Origin of the sequence: Pseudomonas sp. BJP69, from assembly GCF_007633355.1 — a bacterium.
Classification (GTDB): Bacteria; Pseudomonadota; Gammaproteobacteria; order Pseudomonadales; family Pseudomonadaceae; genus Aquipseudomonas; species Aquipseudomonas juntendi.
Genome location: NZ_CP041933.1, coordinates 676533 through 697932 on the forward strand (window position 1 = coordinate 676533; position 21400 = coordinate 697932).

The following is a 21400-nucleotide window of genomic DNA, read 5'->3' on the forward strand; positions in this document are numbered from 1 at the left end:
CTTGATGGGCACCGCCTGCCCCAAGCGCTAATCCAACCCGTTGATCCCGGTCAACCCCGCTACGCTTGAATCTTCCAGAATCAGCCTTATCTATAAAGGCATCTCAGGCAGGTTTCTTTATAAACAGGCGCTGTCCATCGCTCCGACCTGCCCTTTAAAGGAAGGTACACCATGCGAATAGACCGTTTGACCAGCAAGCTGCAACTTGCAATATCCGATGCCCAATCCCTGGCCGTAGGCATGGACCACCCTGCCATCGAGCCCGTGCACCTGTTGCAGGCATTGCTCGAACAGCAGGGCGGCTCGATCAAGCCACTGCTGATGCAAGTGGGCTTCGATATCAGTAGCCTGCGCCAGGCACTGGTGAAAGAACTCGACCAGCTGCCGAAAATCCAGAACCCCACCGGCGACGTGAACATGTCGCAGGACCTGGCGCGCCTGCTCAACCAGGCCGACCGCCTGGCCCAGCAAAAGGGCGACCAGTTCATTTCCAGCGAGCTGGTGTTGCTGGCCGCCATGGACGAGAACAGCAAGCTGGGCAAGTTGCTGCTCAGCCAGGGTGTCAGCAAAAAGGCCCTGGAAAATGCCATCAACAACCTGCGCGGTGGCGCGGCGGTGAATGACGCCAACGCCGAAGAGTCACGCCAGGCGCTGGACAAGTACACCGTCGACCTCACCAAGCGTGCCGAAGAAGGCAAGCTGGACCCGGTCATTGGCCGCGACGACGAAATCCGCCGTACGGTGCAGGTGCTGCAACGCCGTACCAAGAACAACCCGGTGCTGATCGGCGAACCCGGCGTGGGCAAGACCGCCATCGCCGAGGGCCTGGCCCAGCGCATCATCAATGGCGAAGTGCCCGACGGCCTGAAAGGCAAACGCCTGCTGGCGCTGGACATGGGCGCGCTGATTGCGGGTGCCAAGTACCGCGGTGAGTTCGAGGAGCGCCTGAAAGGGCTGCTGAACGAGCTGTCCAAGCAGGAAGGCCAGATCATTCTGTTCATCGACGAACTGCACACCATGGTTGGCGCCGGCAAGGGCGAGGGTGCCATGGACGCAGGCAACATGCTCAAGCCGGCCCTGGCCCGTGGCGAACTGCACTGCGTGGGCGCCACTACGCTGAACGAGTACCGCCAGTTCATCGAGAAAGACGCCGCCCTGGAGCGCCGCTTCCAGAAAGTGCTGGTAGAGGAACCGAGCGAAGAAGACACCATCGCCATCCTGCGTGGCCTGAAAGAACGCTACGAAGTGCACCACAAGGTGGCCATCACCGACGGTGCCATTATCGCTGCGGCCAAACTCAGCCACCGCTACATCACCGACCGTCAGTTGCCGGACAAGGCCATTGACCTGATCGACGAAGCGGCCAGCCGCATCCGCATGGAGATCGACTCCAAGCCGGAAGTGCTCGACCGCCTCGATCGCCGGCTGATCCAGTTGAAAGTGGAATCGCAGGCGCTGAAGAAGGAAGAAGACGAGGCAGCGAAGAAGCGCCTGGAGAAGCTGACCGAAGAAATCGAACGGCTGGAGCGCGAGTACTCCGACCTGGAAGAAATCTGGGCTTCGGAGAAAGCCGAAGTACAGGGCTCGGCGCAGATCCAGCAAAAGATCGAGCAGGCCCGCCAGGAGCTGGAAGCTGCCCGCCGCAAGGGCGACCTGAGCCGCATGGCCGAGCTGCAGTACGGGGTAATCCCGGACCTGGAGCGCAGCCTGCAGATGGTCGACCAGCACGGCAAGACCGAGAACCAGTTGCTGCGCAACAAGGTGACCGAGGAAGAGATTGCCGAGGTGGTGTCGAAGTGGACCGGTATTCCGGTATCCAAGATGCTGGAGGGTGAGCGCGAAAAACTGCTGAAAATGGAAGCGTTGCTGCACCAGCGCGTGATCGGGCAGGGCGAAGCGGTAACCGCCGTGGCCAACGCCGTGCGCCGCTCACGTGCCGGGTTGTCCGACCCCAACCGGCCAAGTGGTTCGTTCCTGTTCCTGGGCCCTACCGGTGTGGGCAAGACCGAGCTGTGCAAGGCACTGGCCGAGTTCCTGTTCGACACCGAAGAGGCCATGGTCCGCATCGACATGTCCGAGTTCATGGAGAAACACTCCGTGGCTCGCCTGATTGGTGCGCCACCCGGGTACGTAGGGTACGAAGAGGGCGGTTACCTGACCGAGGCGGTACGGCGCAAGCCCTACTCGGTGGTGCTGCTGGACGAGGTGGAGAAAGCTCACCCGGATGTATTCAACGTGTTGCTGCAGGTGCTGGAAGATGGCCGCCTGACCGACAGCCACGGGCGCACCGTGGACTTCCGTAATACGGTGATCGTGATGACCTCCAACCTGGGCTCGGCACAGATCCAGGAGCTGGTCGGCGATCGCGAGGCACAGCGTGCGGCAGTGATGGATGCAGTAGGGGCGCACTTCCGTCCGGAGTTCATCAACCGTATCGACGAAGTGGTGGTGTTCGAGCCGCTGGGCCGCGAGCAAATTGCCGGCATTACCGAGATACAGCTGGGCCGCCTGCGCAGCCGCCTGCTGGAGCGCGAGTTGTCGCTGAGCCTGAGCCCGGAAGCGTTGGACAAGCTGATCGCCGTGGGTTACGACCCTGTCTACGGTGCCCGCCCGCTGAAACGGGCGATCCAGCGCTGGATCGAAAACCCGCTGGCGCAATTGATCCTGGCAGGCAAGTTCATGCCGGGTACCGCGATCACTGCCAAGGTGGAAGGCGACGAAATCGTCTTTGGCTGACCTGCTTCACCATGAGCCCCGCGTTTGCGGGGCTTTTTTTGCCTGGCTGTCTGCGCTGGCCTGTTAGCGGGTCATACGTTTACCTGCAGCCTTGAAGCCTGCGCACAACCCTGTAGGAGCGGGTTCACCCGCGAAGAAGCCGGCACCGCCCCAGCAAATTCGGGCTTTCCCAGCCTGTCTGGATAACCCGCTGAAATTTTTGAAATTTTTGCTTGCATCAAAAAACGAGTGCCCCTAATATACGCCGCGTTGTCAGGCACTAAGCGAATCATCAGCAGTAACGATGGTCGCAAAACAACTTACAAATCAGTAAGTTGAATGAAAAAAAGTGGTTGACAAGCAAAACGAAGAATGTAGAATAGCCGGCCTCAGCAGCTACAACGCGAAAGCAGCGAAGCTCAAGAGTCCGAAGCGAACACAGTCTTCGGAGTAGCAAATCGGAAAGTAGTACCGAAGTTCAGTTCCGCGATAGCTCAGTCGGTAGAGCAAATGACTGTTAATCATTGGGTCCCTGGTTCGAGTCCAGGTCGCGGAGCCATCTCGGGGTGTAGCGCAGTCCGGTAGCGCGCCTGCTTTGGGAGCAGGATGTCAGGAGTTCGAATCCCCTCACCCCGACCATTTTCCGGGTCGTTAGCTCAGTTGGTAGAGCAGTTGGCTTTTAACCAATTGGTCGTAGGTTCGAATCCTACACGACCCACCATGTAAAGAAGGGCATCTCAAAGAGATGCCCTTTTTTTTGAAAGACCTCGGGGTGTAGCGCAGTCCGGTAGCGCGCCTGCTTTGGGAGCAGGATGTCAGGAGTTCGAATCCCCTCACCCCGACCATTTTTGGGTCGTTAGCTCAGTTGGTAGAGCAGTTGGCTTTTAACCAATTGGTCGTAGGTTCGAATCCTACACGACCCACCATGCAAAAAAGGGCATCTCCTACGAGATGCCCTTTTTCTTTGCCTCGGGAAAATGCACCCTTGCCTTGTTGGAGCGGGTAAAACCCGATCCAACAAGGGGCAAATCAAGGCCTTGAGCCTGTTGCAGCCTCTGGGGGGGGCTGGCCGGCGATGAGGCCTGTACAGGCAGCCTCTATTGCATGTGTGTCAGTGCAACTTCAACCGCGGCTCGGTACCCCGGCCAATCTTGCTGCCCAACATCATCAATGCCGTACGGAAGAACCCGTACAACGCCATCTGGTGCATGCGGTACAGCGACACATAGAACATCCGCGCCAGCCAGCCTTCCAGCTTCACGCTGCCCATCAGGTTACCCATCAGGTTGCCCACCGCCGAGAAACGCGACAGTGAAACCAGCGAGCCGTAGTCCTTGTAGGCATACGTGGGCAGCGGCTTGTTCTCCAGCCGTGCTTTAAGGCTTTGCGCCAGCATCGACGCCTGCTGGTGCGCTGCTTGCGCGCGTGGCGGTACATTGCGGTCGCTGTCTGGCTGCGGGCACGCCGCACAGTCGCCAAAGGCGAAAATGTTGTCGTCGCGGGTGGTCTGCAGGGTAGGGCGTACCACCAGCTGGTTGATGCGGTTGGTTTCCAGGCCATCGATGTCCTTGAGGAAACCGGGCGCACGGATACCGGCCGCCCACACCTTCAAACTGGCCTGAATCACCTCGCCGTCCTTGGTTTTCAGGCCGTCTTCGGTGACTTCGCTGACAGCGGCGTTGGTCATTACCTTGACCCCGAGTTTTTCCAGGGTCTTGTGCACCGGTACGCTGATGCGCTCCGGTAGCGCCGGCAGAACGCGCGGGCCGGCCTCGATGATGGTGATGTGCATGTCCTTGGGCTGGATGCGGTCCAGGCCATAGGCCGCCAGCTCATGGGCCGCGTGGTGCAGCTCGGCCGCCAGCTCCACACCGGTGGCGCCCGCACCCACAATGGCTACGCTGATTTTCTCGCTGGCCACGTCGCCGGCGTGGGCACGCAGGTAGTGGTTGAGCAGTTGCTGGTGGAAGCGCTCGGCTTGCTTGCGGGTGTCCAGGAACAGGCAGTGCTGCGCCGCGCCCAGGGTGCCGAAGTCGTTTGTATTGGAGCCCACGGCAATGACCAGGGTGTCGTAACCCAGGGTACGTGCAGGCAACAGCTCGCGGCCCTCTTCGTCCAGGGTGGCGGCCAGTTGGATCTGCTTGCCTTCACGGTCCAGGCCGCTCATGCGCCCCAGCTGGAAGTTGAAGTGGTTCCACTTGGCCTGGGCCACGTAGTTCAGTTCGTCTTCCGAGGAGTTCAGCGAGCCGGCGGCCACTTCGTGCAGCAATGGCTTCCAGATGTGCGTGAGGTTGGTGTCGACCAGGGTGACATCGGCCTGCTTGCGCTTGCCCAGGGTTTTACCCAGGCGGGTCGCCAGTTCCAGGCCGCCGGCGCCGCCGCCGACAATCACGATGCGATGAGTCATGGGGATATCTCATAAGGTTTACGGAATGCTTGCCCTTTGGGGGCGGCCGCAAACTGCACGAGGGGAGGGCGAGCGCAAGGCAGCTCATAGCACCAGTCCACTCAGCAGGCGGCTGACAAGGCCCAACCCGATGGTCACGGCCACCACCAGCACAAGGAGCAGCCATGGCCGGAAGGGCCGGCGCTCGACTTGGTGCTGAGGGGCTCGCAGATACTCATCGACACGACGCTGATCTTCCGGGTTCAGGCGGCTGGTCATGGTAGGGCCTCGTCAGGTAGACGTAAGAGACTGCACAAACGCTACAGCGTTCGTGCAAGCGCTTGAAACAAATGATAATGCTTTCTATCCCTGGCGCCGAGTGTACGCCATCGCAAACACTCGCTGCACGGGATCAAAGACTGATGCCAACGTCGAAGACGATGCTGCGCCCCAGGTTGCTGCGCAGGAAATCCGGCGCATCGGGGTGGGCGAACAGCACGCGGGCAAAGGTTGGCCCGACCAGCGACAGCGAGCGCCAGCCCTGGCGCAGGTATTCGGTGGGCGGCGGGAAGTGGGTGTTCAGGTCCAGCACCTCGCGCTTTAGGCTGGAAAACGCAATGATGTCCAGCTCGTTCAGCTCCAGCCCGCGCTCGCGATAATTGCGCGCCTTCTTGCGCAAGGTGGGCGCCAGCCGCCCGAGCAGTTCGGTGGCACTGATGCGCCGTGGGCGGGCTTCGCGGCGCACCAGCTGCGCCAGGGAAAATGCACTGCGCCGGCGCTGCAGCTCCTCGCGCCATTCATCATTCAGGCGGCGGCCCTCGTCGAGCACGAAAAACACCTCGAAGGCGGCGTCGCGGAACAGCACGTCGGGCGGCTCTTGCCCGGCCGGGGTGAAATCCTCGCTGCGGTAGGGAATGTTCAGCCCCTGCAACAGTCGCTGGCACACCCACCGCTCCCGCTCCCACTTGCGGGCGTTGGAGAGGAAGGCATTGGCTTGTTCGGCCTGAATGGTCAGCAGGCGCAGGTAGTCGGAGTCATCCATGCACACAAGCTTAGCCGTTAATCGATGACAGCAAGAGGCACGCATGCGGCCGCAGGCCATCCGCCGCAAAGGGGCCGGGAAGTTTGCGTGTACACTGCCCTTATCCACAGGCCGGCAAGGGGCATTATTCAGTGATCAGCGCACAGGTGTTGTCTGGCACCACCCTGAGCCTTGGCTGGCTGGGTTACGTGCCGCTGCTGGCCTGGGCCGCCAGCCAGGTTCGCTGGGTGGAACTGCTTGCCGACCGGCGCCGCCAGCACCTGCTGTTTGGCACGGTGTTCTGCCTGTTCGCGTTGTGGCTGGTAAGGCGCGATTTCGATACCGGCGTGGCGTACCACTTCATCGGCATGACGGCGGTTACCCTGTTGCTGGACTGGCCACTGGCCGTGCTGGGCGGTTTCATGGCCCAGCTGGGCCTGCTGGTGCTGGGGCGCCAGGACCTGGCGGCGTTGGGGATCAATGGTCTGTTGCTGGTGGGTTTGCCGGTGCTGATCACCGAGGTGTGCGCCCTTGTAGTGGAGCGGGCACAACCGCGAAACCTGTTCGTCTACATCTTCTGCTCAGGGTTTTTCCCTGCCGCACTCACGGTGCTGGTCTGCGTGCCGGTGGCGCTGGGGCTATTGTGGCTGGACGGGCGCTTTGCGCTGCCAGAGTGGCTTGGCGACTTTGTCGGTTACCTGTGGCTGATGATGTTCCCCGAAGCGTTCATCAACGGCATGGTGATCAGTGCGTTGGTGGTGTTTTGCCCGGACTGGCTGGAAACCTTCAACCGCACGCGGTATTTGCAGGCGCCGTGGAAGGACGATGAGCACTGAGCCCGCAGGCTAGGCCGGTGCATCATCGCCTGGCCCGGCAGGTGGATCAATTCAATGCCGCGACTCCAGGTCGCCTGAATACAGCTCGTCCTCGGACTCTTGCGCCCCAGGGATCTTGTGTTCCTCCGCAGCCCAGGCACCCAGGTCGATCAGCTTGCAGCGGTCTGAGCAGAACGGCCGGAACGCGCTTTTCTCGGTCCATTCCACAGGTGCGCCACAGGTCGGGCAATCGACGGTCAATGGCTGGCTCATGGCTGGCCTCCTTTCAAAGTCAGGTAAAAGTGGTGCAGGCGGTCGATCTGCTCATGCAGCGCGGCGAGGTCGCCGTCATTGACCACCACATCGTCGGCATGGCGCAAGCGTTCCTCACGGGCCAGTTGGGCCTTCAGGATCGCCTGCACCTGCTCGGTACTGGTGTTGTCCCGGGCCAGGGTACGCGCCACTTGCAGCGCCTGCGGCGCATCGATCACCAGCACGCGCTGGGTCTTGTGGTGCTGCCCCGACTCGATCAGCAGCGGCGATACATAGATCGCATACGGCGACTCTGCCTTGGCCAGGTAGCTGAAAATCTCTTGCCCGATCAGCGGGTGCAGCAGTTGCTCCAACCATTTGCGCTGCGCGGGGTCGGCGAAAATCAGCTGGCGCAGCGCGGCACGGTCGAGCTGGCCATCGGCCTGCAGCACCCCCGCGCCAAAGCGCTCGACAATGCTGGCCAGGGCCGGGCGGCCGGGCTCGACCACCCAGCGCGCAGCCTGGTCGGCGTCGACCAGGTGCACGCCAAGCTCGACGAAGCGCTCGGCGGCGGCGCTTTTGCCGCTGCCAATGCCGCCAGTCAGCCCGAGAATCCAGGGGGTAAACGCCGCAGTGGTCATCAGTATCCCAGCAGTTGCAGGTAAGAGGCGTATATTTCATCACCCCAGAGCACGGCAATCCACCCCGCAATGGCCAGATAAGGGCCAAACGGCATCGCCGTGCCTAGTGCGTGCCGGTGCAAATGCAACAAGATCAGGCCCACCAGCGCCCCGACCACCGACGACAACAGCAGCGTCAACGGCAGCACCTGCCAGCCACCCCAGGCGCCGATCAGCGCCATCAGCTTGAAGTCGCCATAACCCATGCCTTCCTTGCCGGTGACCAGCTTGAACAGCCAATACACCGACCACAGGCTGAGGTAACCCGCCACCGCCCCCCATACCGCACTGCCCAGCGGCACATACACGGCAAAGGCGTTGACGATCAGCCCCAGCCACAGCATCGGCAGCACCAGTACGTCCGGCAACAGCTGGTGATCGGCATCGATCAGGCTCAGGGCCAGCAGGCACCAGGTCAACGGCAATGCCAGCAATGCCTCGGCTGACGCACCAAAACGCCAGGCCACCAGCAGCGACAGCAGCGCACTGGCCACTTCCACCAGTGGGTAACGCGGGCTGATGCGGGCCTTGCAGGCAGAGCAGCGCCCACGCAAGGCCAGGTAGCTGAGCACTGGAATGTTTTGCCACGGGCGAATCGGGTGTGCGCACTGCGGGCAGCGCGAAGCAGGCAGGCACAGGTCGAAGCGCGGGTGCTGCGTAGTCGGCAGCCCCAGAACCTGCTGCGCTTCACGCTGCCATTGGCGCTCCAGCATGATCGGCAGGCGGTACACCAGCACATTCAGAAAGCTGCCTACCAGCAGGCCGAGCACGCTCGCCAGGGTGTAGAAGTACGCCGGCTGCTCAGCCAGCAAGGTCCATAAAGTCATGTTCAGATCAAGCTACCCAACTGGAAGATCGGCAGGTACATCGCCACTACCAGGCCACCCACCAGCAATCCCAGGACCAGCACGATGGCCGGCTCCAGCAAGCTGGTCAACTGGTCCAGCGCCTGGCTGACCTGTTCCTCATAATGGCTGGCGGCTTTTTCCAGCATCGTGTCCAGCGTGCCGCTGGCTTCACCGATGGCCGTCAGTTGCACCAGCAAGGGTGGAAACAGCGGCTCACCCGCCATCGCCTGGTTCAGCCCCTGCCCATTGGCCATACCCTGGCGCAAGCGCAGCACCGCCTGTTCATGCAACTGGCCCCCGGTTACCCGCGCCACCGTACCCAGGGCATCCAGCAAGGGCACCCCGGCCGCATAAGCGGTTGCCAGGCTACGCGCAAAGCGCGCCAACGCCGCCTGCCCCAGCAGCGTGCCGAATACCGGCAAGCCCAACACCAGGCGCCCGAGCCACAACCGCGCAGGCGCATGCCGGCGGCACAGCTGGCGCCCGGCAAAACCTAGCACCAGGCCCAGCGCCAGCAACATCGGCGCAAACCGGCCGAACCCTGTGGACAAGTCGATCACCCACTGGGTAAATGCCGGCAATTGCGCGCCCATGCCTGCGAACATGTCCTCGAACCTGGGTATTACCTCCAGCAACAACACCGCCGACACGCCCAACCCGGTCAGCAACAGCAGCAACGGGTAGAGCATCGCCTTGCGCACCTTCTTCTGCAGCGCCCGCCGCTGTTCCAGCATGCCTGCCAGCTGCTCCAGCTGCCGGTCCAGCGTGCCCGACTGTTCGCCCACCCGTACCAGGTTGCAGTACAGCGCATCGAACCAGCCCGGGTGGCGTTGCAACGCATTCGCCAGCCCCAGGCCCGCAGCTACATCCTGTTTCAATCTAACCAGCAGCGCAGCCAGGGCGGCACCACAGCCACTGCGCCCCATCACCTCGAACGCCTGCAACAGCGGCACCCCGGCCTTGAGCAAGGTCGTCAACTGCCGGCTGAAACCTGCCGGGTCGGCCGTTTCCCGGCGCTTTGGCAGCTTGAGGCCGAGCCCGCTGGCCGGCCGCAAACTGGCCACGTTGATGCCTTGGCGAATCAACCCGGCACGTACATGGGCCGGGCTGGGCCCAGGCGTTTGGCCACTGACCGGCGCGCCGTTGGCGTCGGTGCCGTGCCAGCTGTAGAGGGGGGTGGAAGTGGTCATGCGAAGGTCCTTTTGTTGCCCGTGCGACAAGCTTGGAAACAGCTTGCCGCGCCTATGCCAGGGCGCGCGTCCATGATGCTCACTAGAGTAGTTCAGCGATGATGAAGCCCAAGCAGGCAGGGGTGACAAAAGGTGACTGTTCAGGCCTACTGCGCCGCTGTCGCTTGGGGCGAGATTGACCCTAACGAGTACGCGTATCAAAAAGGAAACTGTTCATGAAAGGGCAACGCGGTATCACCCTGATCGAACTGATGATCGTTGTGGCGATCATCGGCATTCTGGCGACCATCGCCTTACCGATGTACACCAACCACCAGGCCCGCTCCAAGGCCGCGGCCGGCTTGCTGGAAATCAGCGCCCTGAAAACGGCGATGGACCTGCGCCTGAACGACGGCAAGGATGTAGCCGGCGTAGCCGAACTGGGCGGCCAGCCGGCAACGGCGCATTGCGCGATCACCGCCAACGGCAAGGCGGCCGATAGCAGCGGCAGCCTGGTGTGCACCCTGGTGGACGCACCGGCCACCGTGCTGGGCAAGGCCCTGACGTTGACCCGTTCGGCAACGGGCTGGGCGTGCACCACCGACATCGAAGAAGACCTGGCGCCGAAGGGCTGCAAGGGGGCCTGAGGGCAGGGAAATAAAGTAGTGGAAACAGGGGTTTGCGTAACAGGTGCGAGCAGTGGTACGTTGCGCTACACGCCGGTGTAGCTCAGTCGGTAGAGCAGCGCACTCGTAACGCGAAGGTCGCAGGTTCGATTCCTGTCTCCGGCACCACATCCAGCTCCACTGCATTCCGCTGAATGCTTTGGAGGCCCTCTAAACCGGCCTTATGGCCAATGCCAGTCAGTTAAGTAATTTGGGGCCGCTTTGCGACCCTTCGCGGGCACGCCCGCTCCCACAGTGGATCGCGCATTTCTTGAGTTCAGCGCCAAACGTGTGGGAGCGGGCATGCCCGCGAAGGGCTGCAAAGCAGCCCCAGTAACGCTCAACTGACAGGCATTACCCTTCTGGCCGGTTTGTCGTCTCCAAGACCCACCGTCGCGAACCAGCTAAATCCCCAATAACCGGGGGTTTTTTTTGGGGTACAGCGTCTTTCCTGAATGGAGAGCGTACCCCAATGCCACGCCTAGCCACTCCGCTCAGCGACCTCAAATGCCGCACGGCCAAACCGAGAGATCGCGCCTACAAACTGTTCGACGGCGGGGGTATGTATCTGTACGTCACGCCCTGTGGCTCGAAGACTTGGCGGTTGCGATATTTCAAACCCAACGGCACGGAAGGCACGCTGATCATCGGCAAGTACCCCATCGTTTCGTTGGCCGTCGCGAGGACCAAGCGCGATGAGGCTAAAGCTCTGGTGCTCGACAACCTTGATCCGATGGAAGAAAAGCAGAAGGCCAAGATTGCAGCTCAGTGGGCGAGTCTTCTCTTTGAAACTGTCGCCTTGGAGTAGCATGTCGAAATGTTCCGGCGGGAGCTGAGCAGGTTACGCACCCCATGTGTTTCCACTGATTGGCCAGCGGCCTATCGCTGAACTCGACACCCATGATCTCCTTGAGGTCACCCAGCGGATCAAGGATCGCGGCACGATGGATGTTGCGCTGCGTGTGCAGAATTATCTATCCACGATCATGCGGGGTGCGAAGCGGGCGCGGCAGATCACTCAAAACTCAGCGCTCGATCTGGCCGGCTCGATTCAAGCGCCGCGCACCGTGCATCGTCCTGCACTCTCCCTGATTTGTTGAGCCGAATCGACAACTACACCGGTCGCGAGCTGACTCGACTCGCAGTGCGACTGACGCTGCATGTGTTCGTGCGCTCCAGCGAACTGCGCTTTGCACGGTGGGATGAATTCGATCTGCAGCGGGCAATGTGGGAGATCCCCGATACCCGCAAGCCGATTGAAGGCGTCCGCTATTCCACACGCGGGACCAAGATGAGTGGGGACATTCAGATAGTGCCGCTGTCGCCTCAAGTCATCGAGATCCTTGAACGGCTGCGCAGCTTGAATCGGTTCTCTGAACTGGTGTTGCCCGGTGACCACAGGTACTGGAAACCCTTGTCGGAGAATACGGTTAACCAGGTGCTGGGCAATATGGGCTACGACACCACCAAGGACGTGTGCGGGCATGGTTTCAGGACCATGGCCTGTAGCGCCTTGCTCGAATCGGGGCTGTGGACGGACGCGGCGATTGAGCGGCAGATGAGCCATCAGGAGCGTAACCGCGTGCGCGCTGCGTACATCCACAAGCCCCAATTTCTGGAGCAGCGTCGGTTGATCATGGCGTGGTGGAGTAACTACATCGATGCCAACAGATCGGGCCATGTCACCCCGCATGAGTCTGCCCATCCGGTAGGCGACAACGTCACCGACTTGCCAAATAGGCATGGCGCATTCAATCGCGGGTGAGCCTGAAAGATGGGTGCTGGCTGCTCTTTCACGCGGGTCCATCCAAACAGGGCTGCAAAGCCGCCCTGTTTGGATGGACCTCACTTTGAAGAGCTAAAAGCCACGGAGTTGTCCGGGATTTACCACGGAATTCCACCGGTGGATAACTGCTTTTCACGTCCCCAAGAGCGCTGAATTTCTGCCCTTGACCGGGTTTATCCACAGGCGTAGAACTGGCCGTGCAAAGGCTGTCGATGACAGCATCCCAGGTGGCCCGAACCTTCAAGGTCACGCCGCTCCCGCGGCGGTTCTCCCCAAGGGCGATTCGCATCCGGCAGCTCGCCCGGTCACCTCCCAGGTGATGGATGCTCTTACACATATGGCGCTCGTGCGCCAGCTACACCGTACCTCGCTGTCCTGCAGCAACCTATCCGCTTGGCCGACTATTGCGCCAACCTGTGCCCGTCTCTTTCTGTGGAAAGAGACGGGCACTTCTACCACTCCTGCAGCCCTTATCGCACGTGGCTTTGCGGCATTCCCCCTCGTGACAATCGGCGTGACAAACGCCGATGTCATCAGCAACAGCGATGTAGATGATGGTGCCGCAGACCAAGGAATGGACTGCACCTGACTGACAGTCAGGCATGCCCCGGTCATCGCACTGCTGCGTTCACCCGGCTCAGGATCTCGCGGTGCTGGTCTCGTCAGCCAATGCAGCCTCCACCCGCCCATCGGTAACGGTGCTCAGGAGGCAAGATCATGAGATGCCCTTGCTCCCGGACGTAAGGAGCCGCCAGTCCCGCGTAGTGGACATTCCCCACAGGTCGCAGGGGCCTTGATCCCTGATAACACTCAGCATTCTTGGCGGGATGATGTGGGGCGAGGATCGGAGAACGGTAGATGAGGTGACCGACATGGCATTGGTAGGTAGACGCGATGGCCGTAATTTCGGCTACGGCAGGCAATTGAGCTATGCAGGGCCGCAGGCGCTGAAAGACATGCTTGGCGGTGACCATTACGGCACGGTCAAGACGCACTGTGATCGCTGGCTGGCATTCGTGAAGTGGTGCCGCTCAGAACAGGGGCCGGGCATCAATGATGCGCGGCAGATTGATCGAAAAGTGTTGGCCGACTATGCGGCGTATCTGCGTGACGTGTTTGGGAGCGGTGCCCTCGCCATCAGCACCGCGCAAAACCGCCTATCCAGCGTTAACATGACCATGGCGGCGCTTCGCGGAGATCAGCGAGTAAAGTTGCCAAGCCGGAGCAAGGCACTGAGCATGCAGCGCACCGGGGGGGCGACATTCGGTGCCGCAGGGCCAAGACCGTGCGCAGGTGCAGCAGATCGTCGACGTGCTTTGCCACCAACATCAGCTACGGACCGCCGCAATTGTTCTGTTGGCGCAAGCCTCGGGATGCGCTTGCGCGAGGCAATCTTGGCTGATCTGCCACGACTATGCCGTGAGGCCAATGACCTCGGCAAGATTAACATCCAGGACGGCACCAAGGGTGAATTGCGGTGGACGACCATATTCTATATTGGGTCTATAGCTGCTCGTCGTGTGATCGGCAGATGACTGGCAAGATACACCGTGCATTAAGGGCGTTTAATGGGCAGAGGCAGAGAATTGGCACAGTGCAACTGATGTCGTACTATGCCACTAGCCCTATCGTTCATCCCCGCATCTACTGATCGCGCCCGATCTAAACAATGAGACCAAGCAGGGAATTACGAATAGGCGCAGAGTATTATTTGATATAGGTGAGAATAATTAAGGCTATCAAATCGATTATTTTTGCTAAAATGAAGGGTTGCTTAGAAGGGGGTATATGTTGTTTCGAATCATTGAGCTCACGCAAGGCAATCTAAATAATAATCACCTCTACCTATCCAGCATCATAGATTTATTTCCTGCTGATTCCATTGGTGGCCCTAATGAAAGTGAGCTTGGAGCTCAGCTTGAGATCCACTGCGGCATTGCAGAGCCGATTCTCACTGACATTGCAGGTGACAAAAAAATTTTCAGGAAACGCTCTTGGGTGGGAGATTTTTTCCAGTCCCATTCCCTGTCTGCTGGTAACCGAATAATAATTGAAAAAACTGGGATCAATCGCTACCACATTTACCCAGTACGGGCGTAATGCTCAAATAGGCCAATCGTGACACAGTGCCGCGATCCGCTCAGTTGGTATGAGTTAGATCATTCTAAAAATCATGATTCTACGCGCTTTCTGGGTTAGTTGAGCAGTCAATCTCCTCCAGATTTCGCGTAGCAATGCGATCCTTGAAACTCAGTTGGGGTTTTCACACAGCCTAGGTCGATGACGGATTTCCAAGACAGGCAGCTTTCAACCCAGCATAAATAGTCTGTTCCACCTTCAATGATACTGGTAACGGTTGGCTGGTAACTGTCAACGAAGGTGGAACATTTTTTGTGGTTTACGAGCATCTCGACCAACCGTATGGTGCTCGCATATTTAGCATCGAGCCTTAGCTAGAACATGAGCTTATCATTCGGAGTAATTGTTATCCTGCCGGGTCCTGTACCGCCAGATTTTTAGCGCTTCGAACTTTGGTATGCGTACTATAAATTTTTCTTACCTGAATTTCCAAAGCCTCATCTAATGCATTAAAAAGTTTTTCAAAGCGAACTATCCATGACTCATCAGTAGTGCTTTCGGCTCTTTGAATCAAATGGTTTCGCAGTTTTTCTTTTGCATCGTCGCTAGCGCACTCAAAGGGTAGTAAGTTGTCTTCTAAGTCGCAAGAAAAGCTCTTGAACCAGCCACTATGTTCCTTGTGGGCTTGGATTATCCACTCCCTTGGGAAGAGCCCTTCCAATGCGAAGCCTGTTGGTAGGATAATAAAGTGCTTATTATGCTCAAATGGTAATTTTTTTTGGCTGCAAAATCCTTGCAGATTTCTTCTGGTCTTGTCACCTGCGTCGTCACCATCTAGTACGCAGACTGCAGGTCTTTCTCTATGGATATATTCCCAAGATGCCTTGATAAAGCCCTCGAGGGCTCCTACTCCTCCGAAATCTAAGAACTCGGCTCGCCTGACATTATCCCAACCATGCTTGCCAGTGGCTTTAATGCTGATTCTAGATAATGCCCACTTGAACACCTCTCTATCAGATTTTCCCTCTACGAAGATATTAAGTAATCCTAAATTACAGAAGTCACTAAATTTAACACCCAGAGAGTCTCGGATCGCTTTCGTGGCCTCTACATACGTAGTGCAAGCGCTGATTTTAGTAGTGCCTTCTTCGATCTCAGTTCTTATTACGCATTTGGGGTCTTTGGGTACAAACCCAAGACTGTGTGTAGTTACCACTACGTGAGATATTTCGCTTAAGTTTCGTAATATCTGAAAGCAGCTTTCCGCTAACTCTGGATGTAGGTATGACTCAGGCTCTTCAATTAGCCAAATTGGAGTCTTGCTCAGTTTTTTTTCTTGTTGCGCAATCCAAACAAAAGAGGCCAGCATCGAGGCAGATTGGATCCCCATCCCTTTCCTATGAATCTCTGTAACAACCGGGTCTGAAAGATGGAACTCAAATCCACCCAGAAGATTTTCCACTGAATTGTTTGGGATGCAAAAGTGGGTTTTTATATTGCCCATCCCTACGGAGTTCAACTGGGAGTCGATAACACCAGAGATTTCGCTAAGTCCGTAATCGATCTCTGTTACAATGTCGCTCAGTCGAGATGATACAGAATGTCTCATGTATGGAAGAAGTAATTCATTGTACAAGTCATCAATGTTTTTGCTTGATGAAACGTAGTGGCATTCAAAGGCCGCAAATAGAATTTCTAAAAATGTCTTCTGATATGAGTTGAATTGCCCCTTCATGTCTTCGTTGTACTTTTCGCCGACAAAAAGCCTATAAGATGGGTTTCCTGCCTTAGTAAAGGTCAGGTAAACAGTGACCTTGTCGGTAAGTTGTTTTGGCTGGTCTAAGCAGGAGTTTAGCAGTCGGTAATATTCCTGGGCGACCTCATCTTTTGTCTCAAGCGTGAACGTAGCTGTCAGCGAGCTTTGTCCGTTATCCACGTTTGCGGGGAAATCTCGTGTTGGCGAGTAATTGTTTTTATTATCAAATCCAGTAAACAGCATTTCTACAGCTTTTAATATGTTTGTTTTTCCGCTGCTATTTGGGCCTACAATGGTAATTCCATTTGTAAATCCAATTGTGGTATCTGCTACTAGTGTCCTAAAATTTTTGATCTTTATATTTTCAAGTATCATTCTTGCATCTGCCAGGTGGTGGTCTTTGCTGCATTCCTTTGCATACTACTGACTAAGACAGAGAATGGTAGAAATCAGCTTCTTGAAGATGGCAATCTGCCATAATTGTGAGCGAGCGTCTATACACTAAATGGGTAAATCTTGCTGCCGGTTTTTTGACGATGGCAGGGGCGCCTGCACCATCCGATTAGCATTGCGCAATGAGATTAAGATCGCGGGTATACACGGGATCTAGATTTCACGATGCAGATACCGATATTGAGTTAACGCAGCAGTTTTAAAAAAGTGGCACTCACTGACGTAAAGGCATTCGATAGGCCCCACCGTAGGGCCGTTGATTTGACTGGGTTTTGAACTCAAGAATCTCATATCTGGAAGCTAAAGAATCGCGGTGGAAAAAGCCTCACTAATGTTCCAAGGCGACCCTTCAAGGGCCGCCTTTTCTAAAGGGGTTTGTGGAGTGGTTACTCCAGATCACGTGACCTTCCGAATTCCATATTTGCCAAACGTTCCTCAAGCTTCCAATGCCTTGAAGGGAACAACAAACTGCCCATGCTATTCAACCGATGTCAGGTGGGATGTCATATAACGATTGAATTTAATAAATTTTCACTAAGCATGAGCGTAATTTCATAAAGTGTCAGTCGCCTGCACCTTTAAGGCCTTGATCGAATTGGATATTTTTTGGAGCGTGATAAATATATGCTCTCGCGAGACGTCTAGTGTGATGTGCTCCTCTTGAGTGTCAAACTTTAGCGCGGCGACTAAAATTTCTTTCAGGTCAGGCACGGGCTTCAAGTCTTTTAAGGAAAATTGAATCCTGAAATTATCAGAGATTGAATATATCAAGGGATACAGACTGATACCCTGGAACGTAAGCGCCAAAAATAAGCACGGTTCGTACTCCGAGCCGCTTGCTGCTTGGTATTCATCTTGTCGCAGTGGCAAGATTTTTTTCTGCAGTTTTTCCGCTTGAAGCTGGAGATGCAGGTGATAGCTGAACAACTCGGCATGCATCCCACTCATGCGACTCTTCTTGAGTAGGTAGATGCGATCGCCATCCCAACGCAGCGCATGCTCACCGCAGTAGCGGAACACCGCCGGCGTATCAATCATAATTTGGCGCCAAGGTTCCAATCCTTCGGCACTGGAAATTAGCCTATCTAGTTGGTCTTCAAGCGGAGCGTCGATATCAATCTGCTCCAACAGCCTGTGCAAAAGAGTACGCGCTTCTTGCGTATTATGTCCGGCACCGCCGCGCAACAACCGTTTCCAACTAGCTTGCTCCGACGCCGAGTTGACTAGGAAAGAATAGTTGGAGCCGCTGAGCAAAAAATAGTCGCCCAACGATAGCAGTGCGCGTTCCCATCGGAAGTCTGCCAGGCTGTTTAGGCCGCGCGCACCGAACATCGTTTCCGCTTTGTCCAAGTATTCTGCAAAGCACTGTTGCAACGTAACATGATCGCTGGGCACCCATTCCACAAGCAGTGCCTTACGCCGCTTGGCAAGGGCGCCACTGAACTCCAACAGGAATTCTATCTGGCCTTTGAAGTAGCCATGTTTTTCCGCACGTTCGATCAGTTCACGCCAACCACTGTGTGCCAGCAACAATTCGGCCTTGAACTGCTCTTCAGTAATCTGCTGTACGTAGAAACCCGCAGTCGGCTTTTCGTTACCGGCGAAGTAGCTGAGGATATCGTTGGCATGCGGCAATAGGCTCTGGACAGCCAGTAGGCTACGCAGCATGTCAGCGGGGCGTTCGTAACTAGAGTTGATCGACAGATTGTAGATCACCCGCATCCATTCAAGTAATGTTTGTGGCTCGATCTGTCCGCCCTCCGTGCGCACGTAGGTTACGTAAGCAAATACCTGTACTAGGTCGGAATAGGCAAGCGCTGCAGGGTCGCTGACTAGGCGCTGGAATATGGCTGCTTCATTGAAGTACGGATTATCTGGTAGCAGCGGTGTAAACTGGTTGTCTTTAGCGCTCCAAGTTTCCAGCAGCAACATCAGGGTAACGGAAAAGTCCCGCTCCAACCATCCGCCTTTGTGGTACAGCGTATAGGCGGATTTCAACGACTTGGTTCTAAAGATGCTTATATCCTCCAGGTACCCGGGAGATTCCGGGTCGCGGCAAATGAATGCCACGGCATGGAAGAAGTTCATGATCGCATCGTCGTAAAGGTTGGTTTCCTTGTCGCGATAGGCCCAGAAGAAGTCGGCCCAGTTGGTGTCCATGCGGCGGGCGAAAAAGTCTGCGACGCTGAACGTCTGGCCGCTGATATCACGGGTCTCACCAGCGAATTGGTTCTTTAGGTCGTGCTCGTAGCGGGCCTTGAATGTCTCGAACGTGGTGAGTGGTTTGCCCCGGGCGTTCATCTTGATATACAAGTCGTCAGACAGCCCGAAATGATTGAGGTCGAGCAACTGGAAGGTGATTACCGGTTGATTGTCGTCCATCAATCGTGCGTAGGCGCCTGTGACGTCTGCGAAAATTCGGTGAATAGCTTCCAGCATGGTCAGGCAGGACTGAATTGTCGGATCTAGGCGCCAGTAACGGAAATACCACGCTTGGTCGGTAATTAGCTTGGACAACGATGACCCGACGGCGGCATCGCGCGCGGGCCAAAAGTTTACTAATGCATTAAAGAACTCGGTGCTGCTTGGACGTACGCTGTAGGAAAAACGAGAGTCTTCACCTTCGCAGAACACCCGCTGAAACTCAGTTTGGCTACCGTCGCGCCAAGCCAAGTACCAATGCAGTAAAAACAAAGTGGTTAGGCGCTGCTGGCCATCAAGTGGCAGAAAACGGGGGGCCTCTTGAGTATCGACGCTACCATATATGAAGTCTAGGTTAAGTGGCAGGGCGTCGCTATTTTGTGCTGATGTGAATGCTTGTAGTAGGGTGCCGAGGAATTCTTCGCGTACGTCTTCGGCGGCTGGACGGCCTTGGGCGTAGTCGCGCTGAATCATCGGGATTTGGATGCGCTGGTGGCGGCCCAGCAGCTGTTTCAAAGTGATCTGGCTGCCAGACTTGCTCATTGGGTGATCTCTTGGGCTGCGCTGAAAAAGCCCACAAGGGCTCGTGTGATTTCGGTTTTGTAGGCTTCGCGGTCGTCCTTGCTCCAGAACATCACGTTGTCGGCCTGCGGGCTATAGCATTTGAGGAAGACATTGCGTGTGCAGAGCGGTACGAAGATCCCAGACTGATCAAGGGTCAGTAGCGCCTTGCGCTTGACCGCGAACACGGCATTCTTGTAGCTACGGTTGGTACCTTTATCCAGTAAGGTCAGGTTGCAGATACCATGGTCGGTAGGCATTTCATCCTTTTCTTGGAAAAATGCCAAAAGTTTGTTGTACAGCACCTCGAAGGATTGGTCCGTCTGAGCTTTCTTTGGTTGCTCGATGAAGGCACGAATGCTGTTCAAAAGCTGCCTATGTTGTGCGCCTTGTTCTTCGAGTGTCTTGGCTTCCAGGTAACCCAGACAAAGATTCAACCAGTTCAACTGGTCATGCAGGCGCATGGGGCGACTGGAAGCAATCGAGCGTACGTGTTCGATGTCCCATTCACCGTTCTTGAAACTGTCGAACTGGAAGCGCAGGTTGGAGCGAGGGCTATCTAGCAAGGTGGCGATGTTGAAAAGCAACAGCAGCGAGCGAATCTCCGCCGAGTGGCGGCCGTACTCCAGTTCAGCGAGACGTTCGCTGATACTCATTTGTAGCGCTTCGGGCTTTAGAGCGTTGAAGTCTTCGTCGTTTATAGTTCGGATAAACACCGCTTTGCGAAGTTTGCGTTCGAATGCACTCTTGGTTGTCTGCAGTGACAAACTGCAGATTTCCGCGATATCCATGCCTTGATGGATCAGGAAACCGACGATGTGATAAAGGGTGCGGTCTTCAAACCACTCTTCCAGCATCATGAAAGTCTGCTTGATTCGCAGCCATTCCTTCCACGTGGCGCCCGTAACTTTTAATTTTCTACTATAGGCATGGAAGATGCTGTGTTCATCTTGGTCCATCCTAGTGGTTAGGCCGTCGGCCTTGGCTACCAATTCAAACAACAGGCCGATTCGGTTTTGTGGTCGCCCCTGCTGGTTGCTGAGAAAATACCAGAACTCGTCCGCCTGCAGGGCTTTCTCCAGTTGATCCCACTCGTGTGCGATCTGCAATTGCCGGCTGGAGGTGTCTACTTCGCTGGCATCACCACGCTTGAGGAACAGAGCGCGGATCAGTTCGTCATCGGTCAGTGCTATCTTTCCCACATTAAGGCGGGTGAAGGCATCCACTGCGTTGTCTTGAGCAGCCAGCTCGAACCAGATAACTCGTGTTTTGTTGAGCAATGTTGACTTGATCTCATCCACTTCGTGAGATCGATTTTCGAACCATTCTTCGATGGTGTTGATGGCATTGAACAGATAGAAGTAGTCCACATTGCTTTCGGCAATAACCTCGCTGGGTTGATCAAGAAAGGATAGCAACCGTGGACGAGTTTCGTAGTCGAGGGTGAACAACTTCTGCCGATATTTTTCTGCCAGCCGCTCATTGAAATGTCGCAATATCAGCAGCAAAGTGGTCAGCCGCTGCTGCCCATCGACCACTTCGAGCGGGCCTTGCTCGGTAGCCTTAATCACCAGCGGTTGTAGGCAGTAGAACTCTTCTGGCTGAGGGTTACGGCGCTGGCTGAATTCGCGGATGTCTTCCAGCAACTGGGTAACCTGCAGGGGCTTCCAGCGGTAGCCGCGCTGGTAGGCAGGAATCCAAAACTGAGTCGGCTTGCCGTGCTCATCTGTGAGCAGTTCATGTATCAGTTTGAGGGACAATTCTGAATGATTCATTCGAGTCCTTTCGTCGCA

Annotated in this window: 14 protein-coding genes, 6 tRNA genes and 2 pseudogenes; 12 read left to right on the forward strand and 10 right to left on the reverse strand. The window is 56.6% G+C overall.

What is annotated here, in order from left to right:
- Positions 1-171: 171 nt before the first annotated feature.
- From clpB to FPB55_RS03210, 6 genes are all read left to right on the forward strand, one after another.
- Positions 172-2736, forward strand: coding sequence for an ATP-dependent chaperone ClpB (gene clpB / locus FPB55_RS03185; protein ID WP_144187519.1), 2565 nt, complete (start codon positions 172-174; stop codon positions 2734-2736).
- A gap of 462 nt (positions 2737-3198) precedes the next feature.
- A tRNA-Asn gene (locus FPB55_RS03190) sits at positions 3199-3274 on the forward strand.
- Between the two features lie 3 nt (positions 3275-3277).
- Positions 3278-3354 (forward strand) — tRNA-Pro (locus tag FPB55_RS03195).
- Positions 3355-3360: 6 nt separating this feature from the next.
- Positions 3361-3436: transfer RNA gene (locus tag FPB55_RS03200), tRNA-Lys, on the forward strand.
- Positions 3437-3483: 47 nt separating this feature from the next.
- Positions 3484-3560: transfer RNA gene (locus tag FPB55_RS03205), tRNA-Pro, on the forward strand.
- A 5-nt stretch (positions 3561-3565) separates the two neighbouring features.
- Positions 3566-3641: transfer RNA gene (locus FPB55_RS03210), tRNA-Lys, on the forward strand.
- A 185-nt stretch (positions 3642-3826) separates the two neighbouring features.
- Here the strand turns inward: FPB55_RS03210 and FPB55_RS03215 are convergent.
- The 3 genes from FPB55_RS03215 to FPB55_RS03225 form a co-directional block, all read right to left on the reverse strand.
- The gene (locus FPB55_RS03215) at positions 3827-5122 is read right to left on the reverse strand and encodes an NAD(P)/FAD-dependent oxidoreductase (RefSeq protein ID WP_009683004.1); all 1296 of its coding nucleotides are present in this window, start codon (positions 5120-5122) and stop codon (positions 3827-3829) included.
- Between the two features lie 84 nt (positions 5123-5206).
- Positions 5207-5380: a DUF3094 family protein gene (locus tag FPB55_RS03220; RefSeq protein WP_033744188.1), complete on the reverse strand. Its 174-nt coding sequence runs from the start codon at positions 5378-5380 to the stop codon at positions 5207-5209.
- Between the two features lie 133 nt (positions 5381-5513).
- On the reverse strand, positions 5514-6143 hold the full coding sequence (locus FPB55_RS03225) for a DUF1780 domain-containing protein (protein ID WP_009683003.1): 630 nt from the start codon (positions 6141-6143) through the stop codon (positions 5514-5516).
- Positions 6144-6274: 131 nt separating this feature from the next.
- Between FPB55_RS03225 and FPB55_RS03230 the strand changes: the two genes are divergently transcribed.
- On the forward strand, positions 6275-6958 hold the full coding sequence (locus FPB55_RS03230) for an energy-coupling factor ABC transporter permease (RefSeq protein ID WP_144187521.1): 684 nt from the start codon (positions 6275-6277) through the stop codon (positions 6956-6958).
- Between the two features lie 51 nt (positions 6959-7009).
- Here FPB55_RS03230 and yacG read toward each other — a convergent pair whose 3' ends face one another.
- Genes yacG through FPB55_RS03250 form a run of 4 tightly spaced genes read right to left on the reverse strand, consistent with a single transcriptional unit; the run spans position 7010 to position 9907 of the window.
- Complete coding sequence (yacG, locus tag FPB55_RS03235; RefSeq protein WP_009683001.1) at positions 7010-7210, reverse strand: DNA gyrase inhibitor YacG; 201 nt, start codon at positions 7208-7210, stop codon at positions 7010-7012.
- Positions 7207-7830 (reverse strand): dephospho-CoA kinase, encoded by a 624-nt coding sequence (gene coaE, locus FPB55_RS03240; RefSeq protein ID WP_110679436.1) that lies wholly within the window; start codon positions 7828-7830, stop codon positions 7207-7209. Before coaE ends, yacG begins: the two co-directional genes overlap by 4 nt.
- Positions 7830-8696: an A24 family peptidase gene (locus FPB55_RS03245; protein WP_115293348.1), complete on the reverse strand. Its 867-nt coding sequence runs from the start codon at positions 8694-8696 to the stop codon at positions 7830-7832. Before FPB55_RS03245 ends, coaE begins: the two co-directional genes overlap by 1 nt.
- A 2-nt stretch (positions 8697-8698) precedes the next feature.
- A complete protein-coding gene (locus FPB55_RS03250; protein WP_144187523.1) occupies positions 8699-9907 on the reverse strand; it encodes a type II secretion system F family protein in 1209 nt (402 codons plus the stop codon).
- 215 nt (positions 9908-10122) lie between these two features.
- On the opposite strand from FPB55_RS03250, the gene FPB55_RS03255 reads away from it, so the two are divergent.
- From FPB55_RS03255 to FPB55_RS03280, 5 genes and pseudogenes are all read left to right on the forward strand, one after another.
- Entirely contained in the window at positions 10123-10533 is a 411-nt protein-coding gene (locus FPB55_RS03255; protein ID WP_029884908.1) for a pilin, read from the forward strand.
- Positions 10534-10604: 71 nt separating this feature from the next.
- Positions 10605-10680: transfer RNA gene (locus FPB55_RS03260), tRNA-Thr, on the forward strand.
- Between the two features lie 343 nt (positions 10681-11023).
- Positions 11024-12316 (forward strand): annotated as a pseudogene (locus FPB55_RS03265) (integrase arm-type DNA-binding domain-containing protein).
- A gap of 893 nt (positions 12317-13209) precedes the next feature.
- Positions 13210-13806: pseudogene (locus FPB55_RS03275) on the forward strand (integrase); the annotation flags it as partial.
- A 319-nt stretch (positions 13807-14125) separates the two neighbouring features.
- Positions 14126-14437, forward strand: coding sequence for a hypothetical protein (locus tag FPB55_RS03280; protein ID WP_144187525.1), 312 nt, complete (start codon positions 14126-14128; stop codon positions 14435-14437).
- Positions 14438-14822: 385 nt separating this feature from the next.
- Here the strand turns inward: FPB55_RS03280 and FPB55_RS03285 are convergent, their stop codons facing one another.
- The 3 genes from FPB55_RS03285 to FPB55_RS03295 form a co-directional block, all read right to left on the reverse strand.
- Complete coding sequence (locus tag FPB55_RS03285; RefSeq protein WP_144187526.1) at positions 14823-16547, reverse strand: AAA family ATPase; 1725 nt, start codon at positions 16545-16547, stop codon at positions 14823-14825.
- Positions 16548-17177: 630 nt separating this feature from the next.
- Positions 17178-19589 carry a DUF262 domain-containing protein gene (locus tag FPB55_RS03290; protein ID WP_144187528.1) on the reverse strand — a complete coding sequence of 804 codons (2412 nt, stop codon included), beginning with the start codon at positions 19587-19589 and terminating at the stop codon, positions 17178-17180.
- Complete coding sequence (locus FPB55_RS03295) at positions 19586-21382, reverse strand: DUF262 domain-containing protein (RefSeq protein ID WP_144187530.1); 1797 nt, start codon at positions 21380-21382, stop codon at positions 19586-19588. The genes FPB55_RS03290 and FPB55_RS03295 overlap by 4 nt, the downstream gene beginning before the upstream one ends.
- Between the last annotated feature and the right edge of the window lie 18 nt (positions 21383-21400).

Bases quoted from the DNA above. Each gene is read 5' to 3' on its own strand.
- FPB55_RS03290 (WP_144187528.1), bottom strand. From the start codon at position 19,589: ATGAGCAAGTCTGGCAGCCAGATCACTTTGAAACAGCTGCTGGGCCGC.
- FPB55_RS03280 (WP_144187525.1), top strand. From the start codon at position 14,126: ATGTTGTTTCGAATCATTGAGCTCACGCAAGGCAATCTAAATAATAAT.
- FPB55_RS03250 (WP_144187523.1), bottom strand. From the start codon at position 9,907: ATGACCACTTCCACCCCCCTCTACAGCTGGCACGGCACCGACGCCAAC.
- FPB55_RS03225 (WP_009683003.1), bottom strand. From the start codon at position 6,143: ATGGATGACTCCGACTACCTGCGCCTGCTGACCATTCAGGCCGAACAA.
- FPB55_RS03255 (WP_029884908.1), top strand. From the start codon at position 10,123: ATGAAAGGGCAACGCGGTATCACCCTGATCGAACTGATGATCGTTGTG.
- FPB55_RS03285 (WP_144187526.1), bottom strand. From the start codon at position 16,547: ATGATACTTGAAAATATAAAGATCAAAAATTTTAGGACACTAGTAGCA.
- clpB (WP_144187519.1), top strand. From the start codon at position 172: ATGCGAATAGACCGTTTGACCAGCAAGCTGCAACTTGCAATATCCGAT.
- yacG (WP_009683001.1), bottom strand. From the start codon at position 7,210: ATGAGCCAGCCATTGACCGTCGATTGCCCGACCTGTGGCGCACCTGTG.
- coaE (WP_110679436.1), bottom strand. From the start codon at position 7,830: ATGACCACTGCGGCGTTTACCCCCTGGATTCTCGGGCTGACTGGCGGC.
- FPB55_RS03215 (WP_009683004.1), bottom strand. From the start codon at position 5,122: ATGACTCATCGCATCGTGATTGTCGGCGGCGGCGCCGGCGGCCTGGAA.
- FPB55_RS03295 (WP_144187530.1), bottom strand. From the start codon at position 21,382: ATGAATCATTCAGAATTGTCCCTCAAACTGATACATGAACTGCTCACA.
- FPB55_RS03245 (WP_115293348.1), bottom strand. From the start codon at position 8,696: ATGACTTTATGGACCTTGCTGGCTGAGCAGCCGGCGTACTTCTACACC.
- FPB55_RS03220 (WP_033744188.1), bottom strand. From the start codon at position 5,380: ATGACCAGCCGCCTGAACCCGGAAGATCAGCGTCGTGTCGATGAGTAT.